We start from the raw sequence: 19,365 nt of genomic DNA on the forward strand, positions 1-19,365 counted from the left end.
CTTGTTCATCAACGCAAGCAACAGGTTCCGCGATATCAGGCCGGGACCGCGCGCCTGACGCGCGATGCGTTGTGCATGCGACGCGGTCAGCCCGACCGCCGCGACAGCACCTGTTTGAGCAACGGCTCGATCCGCGACAGCTCGTCGAGATGAACCGCAGACAGTTCGGCGAGATGATCGGCCGCAAGGCCGGTTAGTTTCAGCAACACCCGCCGCTGGTCGGCGGGATCGAGCACGCGCTCGACCAATCCGGCCTCGGACAGCCGGTCGACGAGCTCGACCGTGGTGTGGTGACGAAGCCGCAGCCGCTCGGCCAGATCGCCGATCGTGACCGGCCCGCCACCCGGATACCCCTTGATCGCCAGCAGAGCCTGATGCTGCCGCGGCGTCAGCCCCTCGGCCTTCGCGGCGTCCTGGCTGAACTCCAGAAAACACCGGATCAAATAACGGAACTGCGACAGCGCCTCGTAATCGGCCTGGGTGGGAACCCGCTTCCGGTTCCTGGCCGGCGATTTCGCAGGCCTTTTCAACGCTGCCATTCGATGTCTCCCGCTTGTAATTATATCGCAATGCGATATGACGCCCGGCGTCCACTTCATCCGAGCCTTACGCCACCCATGAGCGTCATTTCCACCAAATCGAGCGCCTCCGCCAACAACGCCTCCAAGATCGGCGACAAGGCCAGTCATCTTCTGAGCGACTTCACCACCGATCCGCGTGTCGTCGTGATCTCGGCGATCGCCGTGTTCGTCGCCGCCGCCGGCGTGCTGGCCGGGGCGGGCCTGCTGCAGCTGATCAAGCTCGCCACCAACATCGCCTATTTCGGCCGGTTCAGCTTCGCCGATCTGAAATTGCAGGATTCGCCGCTTGGTCTCTGGACCGTGCTGGTGCCGGTCGCTGGCGCGCTGATCATCGGCCTGATGGCGCGCTTCGGCAGCGAGAAGATCCGCGGCCACGGCATTCCGGAAGCCATCGAGGCGATTTTGCTCGGCCGTTCCCGGCTCGACCCCAAGGTGGCGATCCTCAAGCCATTGTCGTCGGCGATTTCGATCGGCACCGGCGGTCCGTTCGGCGCCGAGGGCCCGATCATCATGACCGGCGGCGCGATCGGCTCGCTGATCGCGCAAATGCTTCCGGTGACGGACAACGAGCGCAAGACCCTGCTGGTGGCCGGCGCCGCCGCCGGCATGACCACGGTGTTCGGCACCCCGATCGCCGCGATCATGCTCGCGGTCGAACTGCTGCTGTTCGAATGGACGCCGCGCAGCTTCATCCCCGTCACCGTCGCCGCCGTGGTGGCCGCGGTCGGGCGCACCTTCCTTCACATGCCGGCGCCACTGTTCCCGTTCGCGGGCGGCGTCGACATCTCGGTGCTGCAACTCGGCGCCTGGATGCTGATCGGAATCCTCTCCGGGCTGCTGTCAGGCGTGCTCACTCAGCTGGTTTATGGCTGCGAGGACATTTTCCTGAAGCTGCCGATCCACTGGATGTGGTGGCCGCTGATCGGCGGCCTAGTCGTCGGCCTCGGGGGGCTCATCGAACCCCAGGCGCTCGGTGTCGGCTATGACAATCTTGCCGCGATGCTGAGTGGCGACGTGGTGCTGAAGGCCGCACTGCTGCTGCTCGTGGTGAAGGCCGTGATCTGGTCGGTTGCGCTCGGCTCGGGCACGTCGGGCGGCGTGCTGGCGCCGCTGCTCATCATGGGCGGCGCGATGGGAACGGTGCTGAGCGGTTACCTGCCGCCCGCGAGCCCCGGCTTCTGGGCGCTGCTGGCGATGGCGGCGACGATGGGCGGCACGATGCGCTCGCCCTTGACCGCGACCTTCTTCGCGGTCGAACTCACCGGCAACACCCATGTGCTGCTGCCGCTGATCGCGGCCTGCGGCACCGCGCATGGCGTCACGGTGCTCTCGATGCGGCGGTCGATCCTGACCGAGAAGGTCGCGCGGCGCGGCCATCATCTGGTGCGCGAGTACCGCGTCGATCCCTTCGCGCTGACGCGCGTGCGCGACGTGATGACCAAGGCGGTCGAGACCGTGTCCGACACCATGACGCTGCACGGCGCGGCAGCCTTCCTGACCAACCCGAAGACCGGGCACCCGAGCTTCCCCGTCGTCGACGCCAACCATCACGTGCTCGGCGTGATCGACCCGCCATCCGTGCTGCGCTGGCGCCGCGCCGGCAAGCATCGCACCGCGACGCTCGGCCAGCTGCTGGCCGGCAGCAAGATCACCGTCGCCTATCCCGATGAATATCTCGACCGGCTCGCCGACCGCCTGATGCAGGTCAACGTCTCGCATCTGCCGGTGATCTCGCGCGAGGATCAGCGCCTGGTCGGCTATATCGGCTGGAAGGACCTGATGCGGGTGCGCGCCCGGCTGCAGGCTGAGGAGACCCAGAAGACAGCCTTCTTCGGCGCGCGGTAGGTGTTCAGGCGGCTTCCGCGGCGGCGGGTCATCGACCCGTCGCGGAACAAATTTCCGCCGGGCGGTCGCACTCGATCCTCGCTGGCAAATCGTCGCCAACGCATCCCAGAGCTTCATCGGCGATGGTTGACAGCATCCGGGGGGCACCCATGATGCCGGTAACCAAGAACAGCCTCGGGATGAAACGCCATGACCTCGACCCCAGACCTCGTGATCCGCGGCGGCACTGTCGCCGACGGCAAGGGTGGCGATCTCTATGAAGCCGATGTCGCGATCGCAGGCGGCAAGATCACCGAGGTCGGCAAGGTCTCCGCAAAAGGCAGGCAAGAGATCGACGCCAAGGGCAAGCTGGTCGCGCCCGGCTTCGTCGACGTCCACACCCATTACGACGGCCAGGTGACCTGGAGCCAGGACATCACGCCGTCGTCGCAGAACGGCGTCACCACGGCGATCATGGGCAATTGCGGCGTCGGCTTCGCGCCGTGCCGGCCGAGCGATCACGTCCGGCTGATCCAGCTGATGGAAGGCGTCGAGGACATTCCGGAGCCGGTGCTGAGCGCCGGCATTCCCTGGGCCTGGGAAAGCTTCCCCGACTACATGGAGTGGCTGTCGAAGCGCAGCTTCGACATGGATATCGGCGCGCAGCTGCCGCATGCGGCGCTCCGCGTCTATGTGATGGGCGAGCGCGGCGCGCGCCGCGATCCCGCAACGCCTGACGACAACAAGGCGATGGCGGCGCTGGCCGGCGACGCGGTGCGATCGGGCGCGCTGGGTTTCTCGACCTCGCGCACGCTCAACCACCGCACCTCGACCGGCGACTACACGCCGACCTTGAAAGCCGGCGAAGATGAATTGACCGCGATCGCCGGCGCGATGCACGGCGTCGGCCGTAGTGTGCTGCAATTCGTGCTCGACCAGAGCACCGTCCACGAAGATCTGCCGATGATGCTGCGGGTCGCTGAAAACACAAAGTGCCCGATCTCGTTTTCGGTGGCGCAGGCCGACAAGGCGCCGCGGCGCTGGCGGCAGACCATGAACACCATCAACGAAGCTGCCGCGCGCGGCCTGTCGATCACGACCCAGATCGCCGCGCGGCCGGTCGGGCTATTGCTCGGGCTGGAATTGTCGCGCAACCCGTTCCAGACCCATCCGAGCTACCGTGCCATTGCAAAGCTGCCGCTGGCCGAACGGCTGACCCATCTGCGCCGGCCCGAGATGCGCGCGGCGATCCTGAGCGAGAGCGCGACCTCGACTGACGATCCGCTGTTCTTCCGGCCGAACTACGACAAGATGTATCTGTTGGGCAATCCCCCGGACTACGAACAGCCGCCGGAAAACGCGCTCGGCCCGCAGGCGCGGCGCCAGGGCCGCCAGCCGGAAGAGCTCGCCTATGACGCGATGCTGACCGACGAGGGCCGCGGCATGCTCTATGTGCCGTTCCTCAATTATGCGGACGGCAATCTCGATGCCGTGCACGAAATGCTGCGCGAGCCGAGCGCGGTGCCCGGCCTGTCCGATGGCGGCGCGCATTGCGGCATCATCTGCGACGCCAGCTTCCCGACCTATCTGCTGACGCACTGGACGCGGGACCGCAGCCGCGGCGAGAAGCTCTCGATCCCGTTCGTGGTCGCGGCGCAGTCGCGCAAGACCGCGCTGTCGGTCGGTCTGCACGATCGCGGCGTGATCGCGCCGGGGTTCAAGGCCGACGTCAACGTGATCGATTACGACCGCCTGCATCTGCATCCGCCGAAGGTGCATTACGACCTTCCGGTCGGCGGCCGCCGCTTGCTGCAGCAGGTCGACGGCTACGACGCCACCATCGTGTCAGGCGTGGTGACCCAGCGCGACGGCAGAGCCACCGGCGCGCGGCCCGGCAAGCTCGTGCGCGGTGCGCAGGGGTTGAACTGAAATAGGGCCGGACCGTCTCGGCAAACTCCCGCCTCTCCTCCCCTTGTGGGAGAGGCCGGATCGCATGCAGCGGAGCGCAATGCGATCCGGGTGGGGGGTTGCGGTCTCTCGAGGAACTGAGTTCGCGGAGGCAAACCCCTCACCCGGATTTCCCGCTGACGCGCGAAATCCGGCCTCTCCCACAAGGGGAGAGGGGAAGTGGGGGCGAGTTGCTAGAACAGCGCTCCTTACGTCGGCGACATCGCGCCTTTGATCGTGCCCGCCGGCTGCGCCGTGCCGGTCAGCCGCGCGCGCTCGGTGTTGGGCCACAGCAGCAGCAACCCGAGCACGCCCGAGCCCACCATGATCGCGGCGTTGATGGTGAACCCGGTCATGTAGCCTGCCATCGGCGTGGCGGCGTGCTGGATCACGTTGCCCATCACCATCGGCGCCAGGATGCCCGAGATCGTATACAGCGCGCCGTAGATCGCGATCACGGCGCCGCGCTGCGACACCGGCGTGAACTCGCCGAGCATCGGCGGGCACACCACATAGATCGAACCGCACAGGCCGGAGCCGATCACCAGCAGCGCGATCATCAGCGCGCCTGGCGGAGCATAGGGCAGCGTCGCGAGAATGCAGCCGCCGACGATCAAGGGCGCCGCGCCGAGCACGCCGCGCGCGCCGCGGGTGGTGAAGCCGCGCGCCAGCATCAGCTGCGAAATCCACCCCGTCAGCAGCACGATGGTCGCGCCGAAGATCCAGGGCAGGATCGAGACGAAGCCGGCCTGCTGCTGCGAGAAGCCGAGTCCTTCGATAATGAAGGAGGTGAACCAGGTCAGCCCGAGCGACAGCGCCCAATAGGCGCCGAAGGTCGCGACCACGCAGCCGACGAAGGTGCGCGATGTCAGCAGCTTCCAGTAGGGAATTCGTTGCTCGTCGGCGGCCGCGGCCGCTGTCGACACCAGCGGCCCTTCCTTGCCGAACGCGAACCAGGCGACGGTCCAGATCAGGCCGACGATGCCGAGCGCGCCGAAGGCGTGATGCCAGCTGTGATTGACGATGATCCAGTTCAGCGCGGGCACCGCGAGGATCACGCCGAACGCCGAGCCCTGCGACAGGATCGCGGTCGGCAGCGTGCGCTTCTCATCCGGAAACCATTTGTAGATCGCGTGCGCGGCGACCGCGAAGGCCGGTCCCTCGCCGGCACCGAGGATGATGCGGCAGATCACCAGCGTCGTGTAGCTGACGGTGCCGATCATCGGAAATTGCGCCAGCGACCAGATCACCGCCAGGATCAGCAGCACCCAGCGCGTATCGACGCGGTTGACGATGAAGCCGACCACGATCGCCGAGATCGAGAACAGGATGAAGAAGGCCGAGCCGAGATCGCCGAATTGCTCCGGGCTCAGACCCATCTCCTTGCGGATCGGTACGCCGGCGAGCCCGACCACGATCTTGTCCGCAAAGTTCACCACCATGAACAGGAACAGCAGGAAGGTGATTGTCCAGGCGCCTTTGGGCGTCCCCTTCGACATCCCTCCGGGCGTCGGTTGCGTGGTCATGTCTGGCTCCCCGTCGTTTCGTTTTTGGCTTCGTAAAATCGGCCCCAGCTGGCGATGCTAGCCACGCCTCGCCACGCAACGCAACACCGCATTTCCTCGGGGTTCTGTGGCTGGCGCTACACGATGGCCGGGCAAGTGCACCCGATCACGATCGCGTCGTCACCCCCGTCAAGCGGTGATCTGTCATGTCCCCCCTGCTATGTTCGGGGCCAACGAAAAGCCCGGGGTTATTTCATGAACAAATCGATCCTACGCGCGGCCACCTGCGTTGCACTTGTGTCCGCCGCGCTGCTCGCCGTGCCTCAAGTCCGCGCACAGGACGTCGCCGCTCCCGACTATGCGGCGATCGTCGCCTCGCCCGACCGTAGCGATGCGGATCGCCAGGTCGACCAGCGCCGCCAGCCGGCCAAGATGCTCGCCTTTGCCGGCGTCAAGCCCGGCATGACGATCCTCGACATGGCGGCGAGCGCCGGCTACAGCACCGAGCTGTTGGCGCGCACCGTCGCCCCGTCGGGCAAGGTCTACGCGCAGGATTCCGCTGCCGTCCTCGAGCGTTTCGTGAAGGACAAGTTCGACATTCGCGCGAAGGCGCCCGCGATGAAGAACGTCGTCCATGTGGTGCGGGACTATGACGACCCGATCCCGCCCGAGGTCAAAAACCTCGACATGATCACCTTCTTCTTTTTCTATCACGACATCACCTATCTGCCGGTCGACCGCGCCGCGATGAACAAGAAGATGTTCGCCGCGCTCAAGCCCGGCGGCTTCCTGGTGATCGCCGACCACTCGGCCAAGCCGGGCGACGGCACCAATGTCGCCAAGACCCTGCACCGGATCGAGGAGAGCACCCTGAAGCAGGAGATCGAGGCCGCCGGCTTCAAGCTGGTGGCCGAGGGCGATTTCCTGCATCATGCCGAGGACCCCAGGGACATTCCCGTCTTCAAGGCGCCGGTGCCGATCGACGAGTTCGTCCTGAAATACCAGAAGCCTTGAATGAGGCACGGCCATCGCTTCATCTGACCAGACCGCCGCGGTGCTTCGCGTCACCGGCCTGACCAAGAGTTACCGCTCTGCCGGCGAAGACGTCGCGGTGCTGCGCGGCGTCGACCTCGCGGTTGCGACCGGCGAGAGCGTCGCGCTATCGGGTGAATCCGGTAGCGGCAAGAGCACGCTGCTGCATCTGATCGCCGGGCTCGATGCCGCCGACGGCGGCGAGATCAGGCTTGCCGATACCGTCGTCTCCCAACTCAACGATGCCGGCCGCGCCGAGTTGCGCCGCGACCGGCTCGGCCTCGTGTTCCAGCAGTTCAACCTGATCCCGAGCCTGACGGTTGCGGACAATCTGCTGTTCCAGTCGCGCATCGCCGGCCGGCACGATGCCGCCTGGCATGATGAGCTGGTCGAACGCCTCGGGCTGAAAACCCTCCTGAAGCGCTATCCCGAGCAATTGTCTGGCGGCCAGCAGCAGCGCGTCGCGATCGGCCGCGCGCTGGCGCCGAAGCCGTTGTTGCTGCTCGCCGACGAGCCGACCGGCAATCTCGACGAGGACACCGCCGACGAGGTGCTGCGGCTGGCGCGCGATCTGGTTGTTCGCACCGGCTGCGGCTTCCTGATGGTCACCCACAGCGCGCGGCTCGCCGCAACGCTCGACCGCCAGGTCAATCTGCATGCCGGAGTAATTGCGTGAGGCGCGCGCTCTGGATCCTCGCCGTGCTGCTCAGCCATTGGCGACGGCATCCGATGCAGCTCGCAACGCTGCTGATCGGGTTGATCTCGGCAACCGCGCTGTGGAGCGGCGTCCAGGCGCTGAACCAGCAAGCCCGCATCGCCTATGACCGCGCTGCGGCGACCTTCGGCGGCTCGCGCACCGCAATGCTGGTCGCCAGGGACAGCGCGACCTTCCCGCAAAAGCTGTTCGTCAATCTGCGCCGCGCCGGCTGGCGGGTGTCGCCGATGCTGGAAGGCCGCGTCCAGATCGACGGGCGCAGCTTCCGCCTGCTCGGCGTCGAGCCGGTGACGCTGCCCTCCGAGGTCGGCAACGCGCCGGCGATCGGCCGCGGCAACCTGCAATCCTTCGTCACGCCTCCAGGCGAAATGCTGGTGGCGCCTGAGACGCTGCGCGATCTCGGCCTCAAGGAAGGCGAGCGGCCGCAGGCCAACGGCACGAGCTTGCCGCCGCTGCGCGTGCAGGCCGAGCTCGCGCCCGGCGCGCTGGTCGTCGATATCGGCATCGCGCAGGACATCCTAAAAATGCCCGGCCAGGTGTCGCGCCTGCTGGTCGGCAAGTTGAAAGCGCCGCATGGCACGCTTGAAAGCGTGACCGGTGACAAGCTGCGCCTGGTCGAGCCGAGCGCGGAGAGCGACCTCGAACGCCTCACCGACAGTTTCCATCTCAACCTCACCGCCTTCGGCCTGCTGTCGTTTTTTGTCGGCCTGTTCATCGTCAACTCCGCGATCGGGCTCGCCTTCGAGCAGCGGCTGCCGATGCTGCGCACGCTGCGCGCCTGCGGCGTCTCGGCGCGGATGCTCAACACCGTGCTGGTGATCGAGCTGGTGTCGCTGGCGCTGATCGCCGGCCTGATCGGCCTCGTCTGCGGCTATTTCATCGCGGCGGCGTTGCTGCCGGACGTCGTGGCCTCCCTGCGCGGGCTCTACGGCGCGCAGATCCCCGGACAGCTGTCGCTCAAGCCCATCTGGTGGTTCGCCGGCATCGCGATCAGCATTTTCGGCGCGCTTGCCGCGGCGGCCGCGAGCCTCGCCAAGGCGATCCGGATGCCTGTGCTGGCGACCGCGCAACCGCAGGCCTGGCAGCAGGCGCAGCGGCGCTGGCTCATGCTCCAGAGCGCGGCGGCGCTCGCGGTGTTTGCGCTCGCCGCCGGCCTGATCCAGTTCGGCGATTCCCTGATCGCGGGCTTTGCCGTGCTGGCGGCGCTGATGCTCGGCGCAGCGCTGATCCTGCCGATGGTCCTGCAAATCGCGCTCGCATTCGGCCAGCGCAGCGCGCGCGCGCCTGTTAGCATTTGGTTCTGGGCCGACAGCCGCCAGCAATTGTCGGGCCTGTCGCTGGCGCTGATGGCGCTGCTGCTCGCGCTCGCCGTCAATGTCGGCGTCGGCACCATGGTGGAAAGTTTTAGCCGCACCTTCCTGGTCTGGCTCGATGGCCGGCTCGCCGCCGACGTCTATATCAGCGCCGCCAGCGATACCCAGGCGAAGGAGATCAGGGCCTGGCTGCACGATCGGCCTGAGGTCGAGGCGATCCTGCCCGGCGGCCGCGCCGACACCCAGCTCGCCGGCGCGCCGATCGAAGTGCTCGGCCTGCCCGACCACACCACCTATCGCGACAACTGGCCGTTGCTCGACAGCACCGCCAATGCCTGGGTCAGGCTGCGTCCCGGCGACACCTGTCTGGTCAGCGAGCAGCTGTCGCGACGGATGAAGCTTGGCCTCGGCGATCACATCGAAGTGCCCGCCCCCGGCGGCGCCTGGCCGCTCGAGATTGTCGGCATCTATGCCGATTACGGCAACCCCAAGGGCCAGATCGCGGTCAACTACGCCGCGCTGACACGGCGCTTCCCGCAGACGCCGATGACGCGGATGGGCCTGCGCGTCGCGCCCGACAGAATCGCGCCGCTGATCACGGCGCTGCAGGAGAAGTTCGGCCTCGACGACCGCAACGTCGCCGATCAGGCGACGATGAAGCGGGACTCCAAGCGGGTCTTCAACCGCACCTTCTCGGTGACCGCGGCGCTCAACGCCTTCACCCTCGGCGTCGCCGGCATCGCGCTCCTGACCAGCCTCTTGACGCTCGCCAATTCACGGCTGCCGCAGCTTGCGCCGCTGTGGGCGATCGGCCTGACGCGGCGGCGGCTCGCGGCGCTCGAACTCTTGAAGACCATGGCGGTGGCGCTGATCACCGCGCTGTTCGCGCTGCCGCTCGGCCTTCTGGTCGCGTGGTGCCTGCTTGCGATCGTCAATGTGAAAGCGTTCGGCTGGCGGCTGCCGTTCCAAATCTTCCCGCTGCAGCTGATCGAGCTGCTCGCGGTGGCGATGGCGGCCGCGCTCTGTGCGGCGGCGCTGCCGGTCGCTAGACTGGCGCGCATGCAGCCGGCCAGCCTGATCCGGATTTTTGCCAATGAGCGCTGAGACATGAAGAGGCCACGCAGCTGCCGCGACGGAACTCTATTCCCTCTCCCGCTTGCGGGGGAGGGCCAGGGTGGGGGTCTCACCGCGGTACAGACCGGATAGATACCCGACAGTTTAGACCGGCATGATTGCCGACAGGTTTCTAGAAGCATCGGCGGGAGGGCCCGACGATGCCGTTCAGAGAGACCAGTCGGATGGAAGAGCGTATCCGGATGCTTATGGAGTACGAGAGCGGGAACTGGAGCGTGTCGGAGTTGTGCCGCCGTCACGGTATCTGCCGCGACACGTTTTACGCATGGCGCCAGCGGAAGCAGAGCGGCGATCCGGAGTGGTTCAGGGACCGTTCGCACGCGCCGCAGCAATGCCGACAAACGACCGATGCGGCGATTGCAGAGAAGGTGATCGCGGCTCGGCAGCGCTTTCCCTATCTGGGACCGCGCAAGCTGCTCGCCCTGCTTGACCGCCAGGCGCCGGAGATCGATTGGCCGGCGGCGTCGACGATTGGGAGCATTCTCAAGCGCGCGGGGCTGATCTCGCCGGTGAAGCGCCGCCGCCGTCCGCTCGACCAGCGGCGTCCCTGCACGCCGGTGCAGGAGCCGAACGACGAGTGGAGCGTGGACTTCAAGGGTTGGTTCCGCACCCGCGACCAGTGCCGGATTGATCCGTTGACGGTGGCTGACAGCCACAGTCGCTTCCTGATCGAACTGCAGATCGTCGCACCGACGACCGAGGGCGTCCGCCCCCGCTTCGAGAGGGCTTTCCGCGAGCATGGCCTGCCGCGGGCAATCCGCTGCGACAATGGTTCGCCGTTCGGCTCGCGCGGCGCCGGCGGTCTCACCACATTGTCGGTCTGGTGGCTGAAGCTCGGCATTACGCCGCACTTCATCCGTCCGGCCTCGCCGCAGGAGAACGGTCGCCATGAGCGCATGCATCGCACCTTGAAGGCGCAAACATCGAGCCCACCGGCAGATAATGCGTCCGAGCAACAGGCCCGCTTTGACGCCTTCCGAGAGCATTACAATAAGGAACGTCCTCACGAAGCGCTGGGCCAACGGCCGCCGGAGGACGCCTATCGAGCATCTCAACGCACCATGCCGGATCGCGAGCAAGACCCCTGGTATGACGCCGATCACCAGGCCCGCCGTGTTCGCGGCAATGGGGAGATTAAATGGAAAGGCAAGTTCGTCTTTATCGGTCAGGCGCTGGTGAACGAACTTGTCGGCATCGCCGAACTCGATACCGGTGACCACGTCGTCCGCTTCTGCGACCTCGACGTCGGTCTCATCGACCGCCGCGGCCTGTTCACCCGGTTCGCTCCGCCTCGTGAGGGGCTGCGCGAACCGGGCGAACAGACCGCTTAACCCAAACTGTCGGGGATCATGCCGGTCCAAAATGTCGGGAATCATGCCGGTTGAACACACGAGTCATATTGGGGAGAGCGCCCCCACCCGTATCGCATCTTCGATGCGATACGACCTCCCCCGCAAGCGGGAGAGGTGAAGCGAGGTTGCGGATGCGTCGGTCCATGCAACAGACATTCGCTACTAGCGCTGATATCACGCGCCGTGCCTTTGCCGGCGGCGCGCTGGCGCTTGCGCTTGGCGGCAAGAGCTTTGCGCAGGGCTTTGCCGGGCTCGGCGAGAATGCTGAAGGCTTTGCCGCCGTCACGCCGGGCAAGCAGTTCGCGTTTCCAGCCGATCATGGCCCGCATCCGGAATTCCGGATCGAGTGGTGGTACGTCACCGCGAACCTGTCCGACGCCAGCGGCGCGGCCTATGGCACGCAATGGACGCTGTTCCGCCAGGCCATGAAGCCGGGCGGAGCGGTCGAGGGCTGGGCCAACCAGCAGGTCTGGATGGGCCACGCCGCGGTGACCAGTGCCACCACCCACCGCTTCAACGAGACCTTTGCGCGCGGCGGCGTCGGGCAGGCCGGTGTCGACGCGACGCCGTTCCGGGCCTGGATCGATGCCTGGGAAATCCGCGGCCTCGATGGGTTCGATGCGCAGACCGTCGCGCCGCTCGAGCTCAAGGCCTCCGCCGCCGACTTCAGCGCCACGCTCCGGCTTGCCGCCGACCGTCCGCTGGTGCTGCAGGGCGATCACGGCTACAGCCGCAAGTCGGATCGCGGACAGGCGTCGTATTACTACAGCCAGCCGTTCTACAAGGTGTCCGGCCGCATCGTGATCGACGACAGACCGGTCGACGTCACGGGCATGGCGTGGATGGACCGCGAATGGAGCAGCCAGCCGCTCGCATCCGACCAGACCGGCTGGGACTGGTTCTCGCTGCATCTGCCCGGCGACGAGAAGCTGATGCTGTACCGGCTGCGCCAGAAGGACGGCCGCGAGAACCTGTTCGGCAACTGGATCACGCCCGACGGCCGCTCGACCGAGATCGCGGCCAGCGGTAACAGCATCGCGCCGGTTGCGATCACCGAGATCGACGGCCACAAGCTGCCGACGGCGTGGCGCGTCGCCCTGCCCGCGCGCGGCCTTGCCATCGAGACCACGCCGCTCAATCCAAAGAGCTGGATGGGAACCAGCTTCCCCTATTGGGAAGGCCCGATCCGCTTCACAGGAAGCCACGCCGGAATCGGCTATCTTGAGATGACCGGATACTAGAGCGGCGCATTCAAAAAGATATCGCCTGTCACACCGGTCGCTGCTGCCCCGTCATGGCATCGGGGCCAACGGAACGAGAGGACACGCCTGACATGTACCACTACACGGCCATCGTCACCTGCCTTGCCGTCGCGTTCTATTTCTTCACCTCGACCCAGGTCGCGCGCGCCCGCGTCGCCTATGGCGTTAAGCTGCCGGCGATCTCCGGCCATCCGGATTTCGAGCGCATCTTCCGCATCCAGATGAACACCTTGGAATGGATGCCGATCTTCCTGCCGTCGCTTTGGCTGTGTGCCATCTATATCAGTGATGCCGCAGCCGCAGCCATCGGGGCGCTCTGGGTGATCGGCCGCATCGTCTACTTCACCGGCTATCGCGAGGCGGTGGCAAAGCGCAGCCGCGGATTTGGCATCCAGGCGATGGCGTGCATCGTGTTGTGGGTCGGCGCGATCGGCGGCGCGGTGTGGCGGCTGATCCATTGAGGGCGCCACATACTCCGCCGTCGTCCCGGCGAACGCCGGGACGACGGCGATACTTGTTGCCCCAACCGCGCGTCACTTGGTCAGCGGGCAGCCGCTGTCCTTGGCGCTGAAGAACGCCTTGTCGCCCGGCACCACGGCGAGCTGCTTGTAATAGTCCCACGGCTTCTTCGATTCCGACGGCTTCTTGACCTCGAACAGATAGAGGTCGTGGACCATGCGGCCGTTGGCGAGCACCTTGCCCTTGGCAAAGGCGTCGTCGACCGGCAGCTCCTTCAGCTTCGCGGCGACCGCTTCGCTGTCCTTGGTGCCGGCCGCCTTCACGGCCTTGAGGTAGCTCAGCGTCGCCGAATAGGTGCCGGCATGGATCATGCTCGGCATCCGGCTGGTGCGCTTAAAGAAGCGCTCGCTGAAGACGCGCGAGGCGTCGTCGTGATCCCAATAAAAGCCCTCGGTGAGCACGAGGCCTTGGGCTGCCTCCAGCCCGAGACCGTGCACCTCCGACAGCGTCATCAGCAGGCCGGCGAGCTTCTGGCCGCCCCTGACGATGCCGAACTCGGCGGCCTGCTTGATCGAGTTGGTGGTGTCGAGCCCCGCATTGGCGAGCCCGATGATCTTCGCCTTCGAGCTCTGCGCCTGCAACAAGAAGGAGGAGAAGTCCGACGAGTTGAGCGGCACGCGGACCGAGCCGACCACCTTGCCGCCCTTCGAGTGGACGATGTCGCTGGTGTCCTTTTCCAGCGCGTACCCGAAGGCGTAGTCGGCGGTGAGGAAGAACCAGGTGTCGCCGCCCGCCTCGGTCAGCGCACCGCCGGTGCCGACCGCGAGCGCGCGGGTGTCATAGGCCCAGTGGAAGCTGTAGGGCGTGCAGGCATCGCCCGAGATGCGCGAGGTCGCCGCGCCGACCACGATGTCGATCTTCTTCTTTTCCTTCGACAGCTCCTGCACCGCGAGCGCAACCGACGAGGTGGTGAGCTCGGTGATCATGTCGACGTTCTCGACCTCGTACCAGCGCCGCGCGATCGCGGTCGCAAGGTCCGGCTTGTTCTGATGATCGGCAGTGACGATCTCGATCTTCTGGCCCAGCACCTCGCCGCCGAAATCCTCGACCGCCATCCGTGCCGCCTCGAGCGAATACTTTCCGCCGTAGTCGGCGTAGACGCCGGACTGATCGTTCAGAATACCGATCTTGACGCCTTGGGCCATCGCCGGCGCCGCAAGCATCAGGCTGCACGCCGCAACCGCGGCCAAAAATCCCGACTTCATCGTTATGCTCTCCCAGCAGTCTTGATCAGGAAAAATCGGCGCGACATTATTTTATAACCCTGCGCCTGCCCATCCCTTCCCGCTCAGCCAATAGTATGGGCTCAACTCCGCAGCACGACCTCAAACCCGTCGTCCTGAGGTGCGAGCCTTGCGGCGCAATTGCGCCGCTGGGCGAGCCTCGAAGGGCGAACGGCCACCAGCCGGGCCGTGCACCCTTCGAGACGCGCGTTCCGCACTCCTCAGGGTGACGGGAATGGAATCGCGTCTTAGTCACGGGGGCATCACCCCGCCACATTCGCCGCGGGCGCCGCCGGCTTGCCCTCGTTCTTTCCTTCCGCGAGGTTGCGCACCACCATGTAGAAGATCGGCGTGAAGACCAGGCCGAACAGCGTGACGCCGAGCATGCCGAAGAACACGGCGACGCCGACTGCCTGGCGCATCTCCGAGCCCGAGCCGGTCGACACCACCAGCGGCAGCACGCCTAGAATGAAGGCGAACGACGTCATCAGGATCGGCCGCAGGCGAAGCCGGCAGGCCTCGATGACCGCCTCCAGCCGTGGCTTGCCCTCCAGCTCGATGTCGCGCGCGAACTCGACGATCAGGATCGCGTTCTTGGCGGCGAGCCCGACCAGCACGACGAAGCCGATCTGGGTCAGGATGTTGACGTCCTGGCCCATCAGGCGCACGCCGATCGTGGCGGCGAGCAGACACATCGGCACGATCAGGATCACCGCGAACGGCAGCGTCCAGCTGCCATATTGCGCGGCCAGCACCAGGTAGACGAACAGCACGCAGATCGGGAACACGTAGAGGCCGGCATTGCCGCCGGTGACCTGCTGGTAGGACAGGTCGGTCCATTCGAAGGTGAAGCCCGAGGGCAGCGTCGCGTCGGCGAGCTGCTTGATGGTGTTGAGCGCCGTCGTCGAGCTGGTGCCGGGCGCCGGCTCACCCTGCAGCTCGGAGGCGGCGTAGAGATTGTAGCGCGCGACGCGATCGGGGCCGGAGGTATCCTTGAAGTCCACGACGCTGCCGAGCATCACCATGTCGCCGGCGGCGTTGCGGGTGCGCAGCCGCGCGAGGTCGGTGGTCTCCTTGCGGAACGGCAGGTCGGCCTGCGCCGTGACGTGATAGGTGCGGCCGAACAGGTTGAAGTCGTTGACGTAGGTCGAACCGAAATAGGTCTGGATGGTGTCGTTGATGCCAGCGATCGGCACACCGAGCTTCTGCGCCTTGACGCGGTCGATATCGACGAACAATTGCGGCGTGTTGGCGGTGAACGGCGAGAACACCGACGTCAGGTTGGGCGACTTGCGCGCCGCGCCGACCAGCTCGTCGGTGGCGGAGGCCAGCAGCTCGGGGCCGCGGCCCTGCCGGTCCTGGATGCGGATCGTGAAGCCGCCGCCGGTGCCGATGCCGGGCACCGCGGGCGGCGGGATCACGATGATGAAGGCGCCCTGGATCACCGACAGGCGCTTGCGCAGGTCTGCGGTGATCGCCGTGGCGGTCAGTCCCTTCTTCAGCCGTGCCTCCGGCTCATCGAACACCGGGAACAGCGCCGCGGCATTGCCCGCCTGCGTGCGGGTCGCGCCGGAGAAGCCGGCGAAAGCCGCGACGCGAACGATGCCGGGCGTATCGAGTGCAATCCGCTCGATCTCGCGCACCACCGCCGTGGTGCGCGCCAGCGACGCCGCGCCCGGCAGCTGCGCCGAGATGATGACGTAGCCGCGATCCTGCGCCGGGATGAAGCCCTGCGAGGTGGTTGCGAGCAGCCAGCCGGCGCTGCCGATCAGCACGACGTAGATCGCGAGCATCACCACGGTGTGGCGGATCACGAAGTCGGCCACCGCCGCATAGCCGTGCGCCAACCGGTCAAACACGCGGTTGAACAATGCGGTGAAGCTGTCCCAGCCGCGCGCGATGATGTTCCAGCGCGCCGGCGGGCGCTTGTCCTCGTGCGGGACCAGGATCTGCGAGGCCAGCGCCGGCGACAGCGTCAGCGAGCAGAAGCAGGAGATCGCGGTCGCAACCGCAATGGTCACCGCGAATTGCTGGAAGAACTGCCCGGAGATGCCGCCGAGGAAGGCAGTCGGCACGAACACCGCGCACAGGACCAGCGCGATCGAGACCAGCGCGCCGCCGACTTCCTCCATGGTCTTGAGCGCGGCATCGCGCCTGGACATGCCGTGCTCGAGATGGCGCTCGACATTTTCGACCACCACGATGGCGTCGTCGACCACGATGCCGACCGCCAGCACGAGCCCGAACAGCGTCAGATTGTTGATCGAGAAGCCGAGCGCGGCCATCACCGCGAAGGTGCCGACCAGCGACACCGGGATCGCGACGATCGGGATGATCGCAGGCCGCCAACCCTGCAGGAACACCAGCACCACGATGACGACGAGAGCCATCGCCTCGTAGATGGTCTTGATCAGCTCATGAACCGATTGGGCGATGAATTCGGTCGGGTTGTAGCCGATATTGTAGTCGAGCCCCTTCGGGAAACTCGCCTTCATCCGCTCCATCGTGTCGGAGATGCTCTTGGCGGTGGCGAGCGCGTTCGATCCGGGCCGTTGCGTCACCAGCAGGGCCACCGCCGACTTGCGCAGCAGGAAGCTGTTGGTGGCGTAGGACAGCGCACCGAGCTCGACGCGGGCGACGTCGCGCAGGCGCACGGTGCGGCCGTCGGAGCCGGCCTTCACCACGATGTCTTCGAACTGCCTGATGTCCTTGAGGCGGCCGGTGAAAACAAGGTTCGGCTGGAAGGCACGATCGGTGATCGGCGGCTCCGCGATCTGTCCGCCCGCGATCTGCAGGTTCTGCGCCCGGATCGCCGCCAGCACCTCAGTCGAGGTCAGACCGAGATTGGCGATCCGGTCGGGATCGAGCCACAGCCGCATCGAGTAGTCGCGCGCGCCGAACATCTGGATGTCGCCGACGCCGTCGAGCCGCAGCAACTGGTCGCGGACCTGCAGCAGCGCGTAGTTCGAGATGTAGAGCTGATCGAAGCTGTCGTCGGGCGACAGCATGAACACCACCATCAGGATGTCGGGCGAGTTCTTGCGCGTGGTGACGCCGTTGCGCTGCACCTCCTCGGGCAACCGCGGCTGCGCGATCGCGACGCGGTTCTGCACCAGCACCTGCGCCTTGTCGAGGTCGGTGCCGAGCTTGAAGGTGGCGGTGATGGTGAGCTGGCCGTTCGAGGTCGCCTGGCTGTAGAGATACAGCATGTCCTCGACGCCGTTGATCTCCTGCTCGATCGGGGCCGCCACGGTGTCGGACACGGTCTGCGCCGAGGCGCCGGGATATTGCGTCGTCACCACGACGGTCGGCGGCACCACCTGCGGATATTCCGAGACCGGCAACGTCGGATAGGCGATCGCGCCGACAATCAGCAGCACGATCGACAGCACCATCGCGAGAATGGGCTGGTTGATGGAAAGCCTGCCGAGATTCATGGTTTGGCACCTGCTGCGGGCTTGTCGCCTGCCGGTGGCTTGGTATCCGCGGGAGCCTGCGCCATTTTCGGCGTCACCTTGGCGCCGACGCGGGCGCGCTGCAGGCCGTCGACGATCACATGGTCCTCCGCCTTGAGGCCTTCGCGGATCACCCGCAGGCCCTCATCGAGCGGCCCCAGCACGACGGCTCTTGCTTCCACCGTGTTGTCATCCTTGACCACGAACACGATCTTGCGCGACTGGTCGGTGGCGATGGCGGTGTCCGGGATCAGCAGCGCCTCATAGGGCGAGGAGCCGATGATGCGGACCCGGCCGAACTGGCCGGGCAGGATCGACAGATCCTTGTTCGGAATCACCGCGCGGCTGCGCAGCGTCGCGGTCGAGACGTCGAGCCGGTTGTCGAGGAAGTCCATCTTGCCCTCATGCGAGGGCTTGGTCTCGCCGGTCAGCGCCACCTGCACCGGATTCGCCGTGTCGCGCGAGCTCGGCCGCCGGCCTTCGAACCACAGCTTGCTGTTGCGCTGATAGGTCGCCTCGTCGACGTCGAAATAGATGTAGATCGGATCGAGCGACACGATCGAGGTGAGAAGCGTCGCGCCGCCCTCGCTGCCTTGCACGAGATTGCCCGGCGTGACCAGATGCCGGCTGACGCGGCCGGCGATCGGCGCCAGCACGTGGGAGAATTCGACGTTGAGCTGCGCGGCCTTCAGAGTTCCCTCGGCCTGCGTCTCGGCGGCGCGTGCCGCCTGCAACGCCTGGCGGCGCTGGTCGACGACCTGCTCCGAGACCGCGCTGGTCTGCACCAGGTTCAGCCCGCGCTCGAGATCACGCTTGGCGAGCTCCCCCTTGGCGCGTGCGTCGGCGAGCTGGCCCTGGGCCTGCAGCACCACCGCCTCGAACGGGCGCGGGTCGATGGTGTAAAGCAGATCGCCGGCATGGACGATCGCGCCATCCTTGAACTCGACACTGTCGACGAAGCCGCCGACACGGGCGCGGACCTGAACTTCCTCGATCGCCTCGAAGCGGCCGGTGAACTCGTCCCAGTCGGTGACCGTGCGCTTGACCGGCTGCGCGACCGTCACGGGCGGCGGAGGCGCGGCCTGCGATTGCGCGCTCTTGTCACCGCAGCCGCCGAGCGTCAGTGCCGCAAGCAAGCCGAGCGGCGCGAGGCCGAGCCCGCCAAGACCACGAAGCGAGTCAAGACGGCCGAGCGAATCATGGCGGCGAAGCGAATCGCGTTCGACGCCGTTAACCGGGGCCGGACGCTCCGTTGTGTCAATCGCACTCAATTCCTTCTCCCCCAGAACGACCAAAGCAGGGCTACCAAAGTCGCATCTAAAATTGCAGTGATTCAACTCGGACGGATCGTCGCGATGTCGCGGCGGTGGACGTCACAGATGTAGCCGACCCCCAGTCTGTTCAAGATGGGCGCCGGATCAAGCGAATAGTTGCGTAGTCTGAACGCCTTACGACACGCTCGCGAAACCGTTACGACGGGAAGGGACAGACTGGCTGGCCTTT

The 19,365-nt window shown here is 66.2% G+C and carries 13 protein-coding genes; 8 read left to right on the top strand and 5 right to left on the bottom strand.

Annotated elements, in window-relative coordinates:
* Positions 1-86: 86 nt before the first annotated feature.
* Positions 87-539, bottom strand: coding sequence for a MarR family winged helix-turn-helix transcriptional regulator (locus tag V5279_RS42665; protein ID WP_166307649.1), 453 nt, complete (start codon positions 537-539; stop codon positions 87-89).
* A gap of 78 nt (positions 540-617) precedes the next feature.
* Between V5279_RS42665 and V5279_RS42670 the strand changes: the two genes are divergently transcribed.
* On the top strand, positions 618-2,426 hold the full coding sequence (locus V5279_RS42670) for a chloride channel protein (protein WP_338692968.1): 1,809 nt from the start codon (positions 618-620) through the stop codon (positions 2,424-2,426).
* Positions 2,427-2,615: 189 nt separating this feature from the next.
* Positions 2,616-4,334: an N-acyl-D-amino-acid deacylase family protein gene (locus tag V5279_RS42675; protein WP_338692970.1), complete on the top strand. Its 1,719-nt coding sequence runs from the start codon at positions 2,616-2,618 to the stop codon at positions 4,332-4,334.
* A 227-nt stretch (positions 4,335-4,561) separates the two neighbouring features.
* Here the strand turns inward: V5279_RS42675 and V5279_RS42680 are convergent, their stop codons facing one another.
* Complete coding sequence (locus V5279_RS42680) at positions 4,562-5,878, bottom strand: MFS transporter (protein ID WP_338692972.1); 1,317 nt, start codon at positions 5,876-5,878, stop codon at positions 4,562-4,564.
* A 234-nt stretch (positions 5,879-6,112) separates the two neighbouring features.
* Between V5279_RS42680 and V5279_RS42685 the strand changes: the two genes are divergently transcribed.
* From V5279_RS42685 to V5279_RS42710, 6 genes are all read left to right on the top strand, one after another.
* Positions 6,113-6,871 (top strand): class I SAM-dependent methyltransferase, encoded by a 759-nt coding sequence (locus V5279_RS42685; protein WP_338692974.1) that lies wholly within the window; start codon positions 6,113-6,115, stop codon positions 6,869-6,871.
* A gap of 40 nt (positions 6,872-6,911) precedes the next feature.
* Complete coding sequence (locus V5279_RS42690) at positions 6,912-7,565, top strand: ABC transporter ATP-binding protein (protein WP_338692976.1); 654 nt, start codon at positions 6,912-6,914, stop codon at positions 7,563-7,565.
* A complete protein-coding gene (locus tag V5279_RS42695) occupies positions 7,562-10,021 on the top strand; it encodes an ABC transporter permease (RefSeq protein WP_338692978.1) in 2,460 nt (819 codons plus the stop codon). The genes V5279_RS42690 and V5279_RS42695 overlap by 4 nt, the downstream gene beginning before the upstream one ends.
* 170 nt (positions 10,022-10,191) lie before the next feature.
* The gene (locus V5279_RS42700) at positions 10,192-11,382 is read left to right on the top strand and encodes an integrase core domain-containing protein (protein WP_166203831.1); all 1,191 of its coding nucleotides are present in this window, start codon (positions 10,192-10,194) and stop codon (positions 11,380-11,382) included.
* Between the two features lie 164 nt (positions 11,383-11,546).
* Positions 11,547-12,644 (top strand): lipocalin-like domain-containing protein, encoded by a 1,098-nt coding sequence (locus V5279_RS42705; RefSeq protein WP_338692980.1) that lies wholly within the window; start codon positions 11,547-11,549, stop codon positions 12,642-12,644.
* Between the two features lie 92 nt (positions 12,645-12,736).
* Positions 12,737-13,126, top strand: a complete 390-nt coding sequence (locus tag V5279_RS42710; RefSeq protein WP_338692982.1) for an MAPEG family protein — start codon at positions 12,737-12,739, stop codon at positions 13,124-13,126.
* Positions 13,127-13,198: 72 nt separating this feature from the next.
* Here the strand turns inward: V5279_RS42710 and V5279_RS42715 are convergent, their stop codons facing one another.
* The 3 genes from V5279_RS42715 to V5279_RS42725 form a co-directional block, all read right to left on the bottom strand.
* Positions 13,199-14,389: an ABC transporter substrate-binding protein gene (locus tag V5279_RS42715; protein ID WP_338692984.1), complete on the bottom strand. Its 1,191-nt coding sequence runs from the start codon at positions 14,387-14,389 to the stop codon at positions 13,199-13,201.
* A gap of 281 nt (positions 14,390-14,670) precedes the next feature.
* Positions 14,671-17,844, bottom strand: a complete 3,174-nt coding sequence (locus tag V5279_RS42720) for a multidrug efflux RND transporter permease subunit (protein ID WP_338692986.1) — start codon at positions 17,842-17,844, stop codon at positions 14,671-14,673.
* Positions 17,841-19,133, bottom strand: a complete 1,293-nt coding sequence (locus V5279_RS42725; RefSeq protein ID WP_175619400.1) for an efflux RND transporter periplasmic adaptor subunit — start codon at positions 19,131-19,133, stop codon at positions 17,841-17,843. The genes V5279_RS42720 and V5279_RS42725 overlap by 4 nt, the downstream gene beginning before the upstream one ends.
* Positions 19,134-19,365 lie beyond the last annotated feature (232 nt).

Origin of the sequence: Bradyrhizobium sp. 26S5, assembly GCF_036923295.1 — a bacterium.
Taxonomy (GTDB): Bacteria; Pseudomonadota; Alphaproteobacteria; order Rhizobiales; family Xanthobacteraceae; genus Bradyrhizobium; species Bradyrhizobium septentrionale.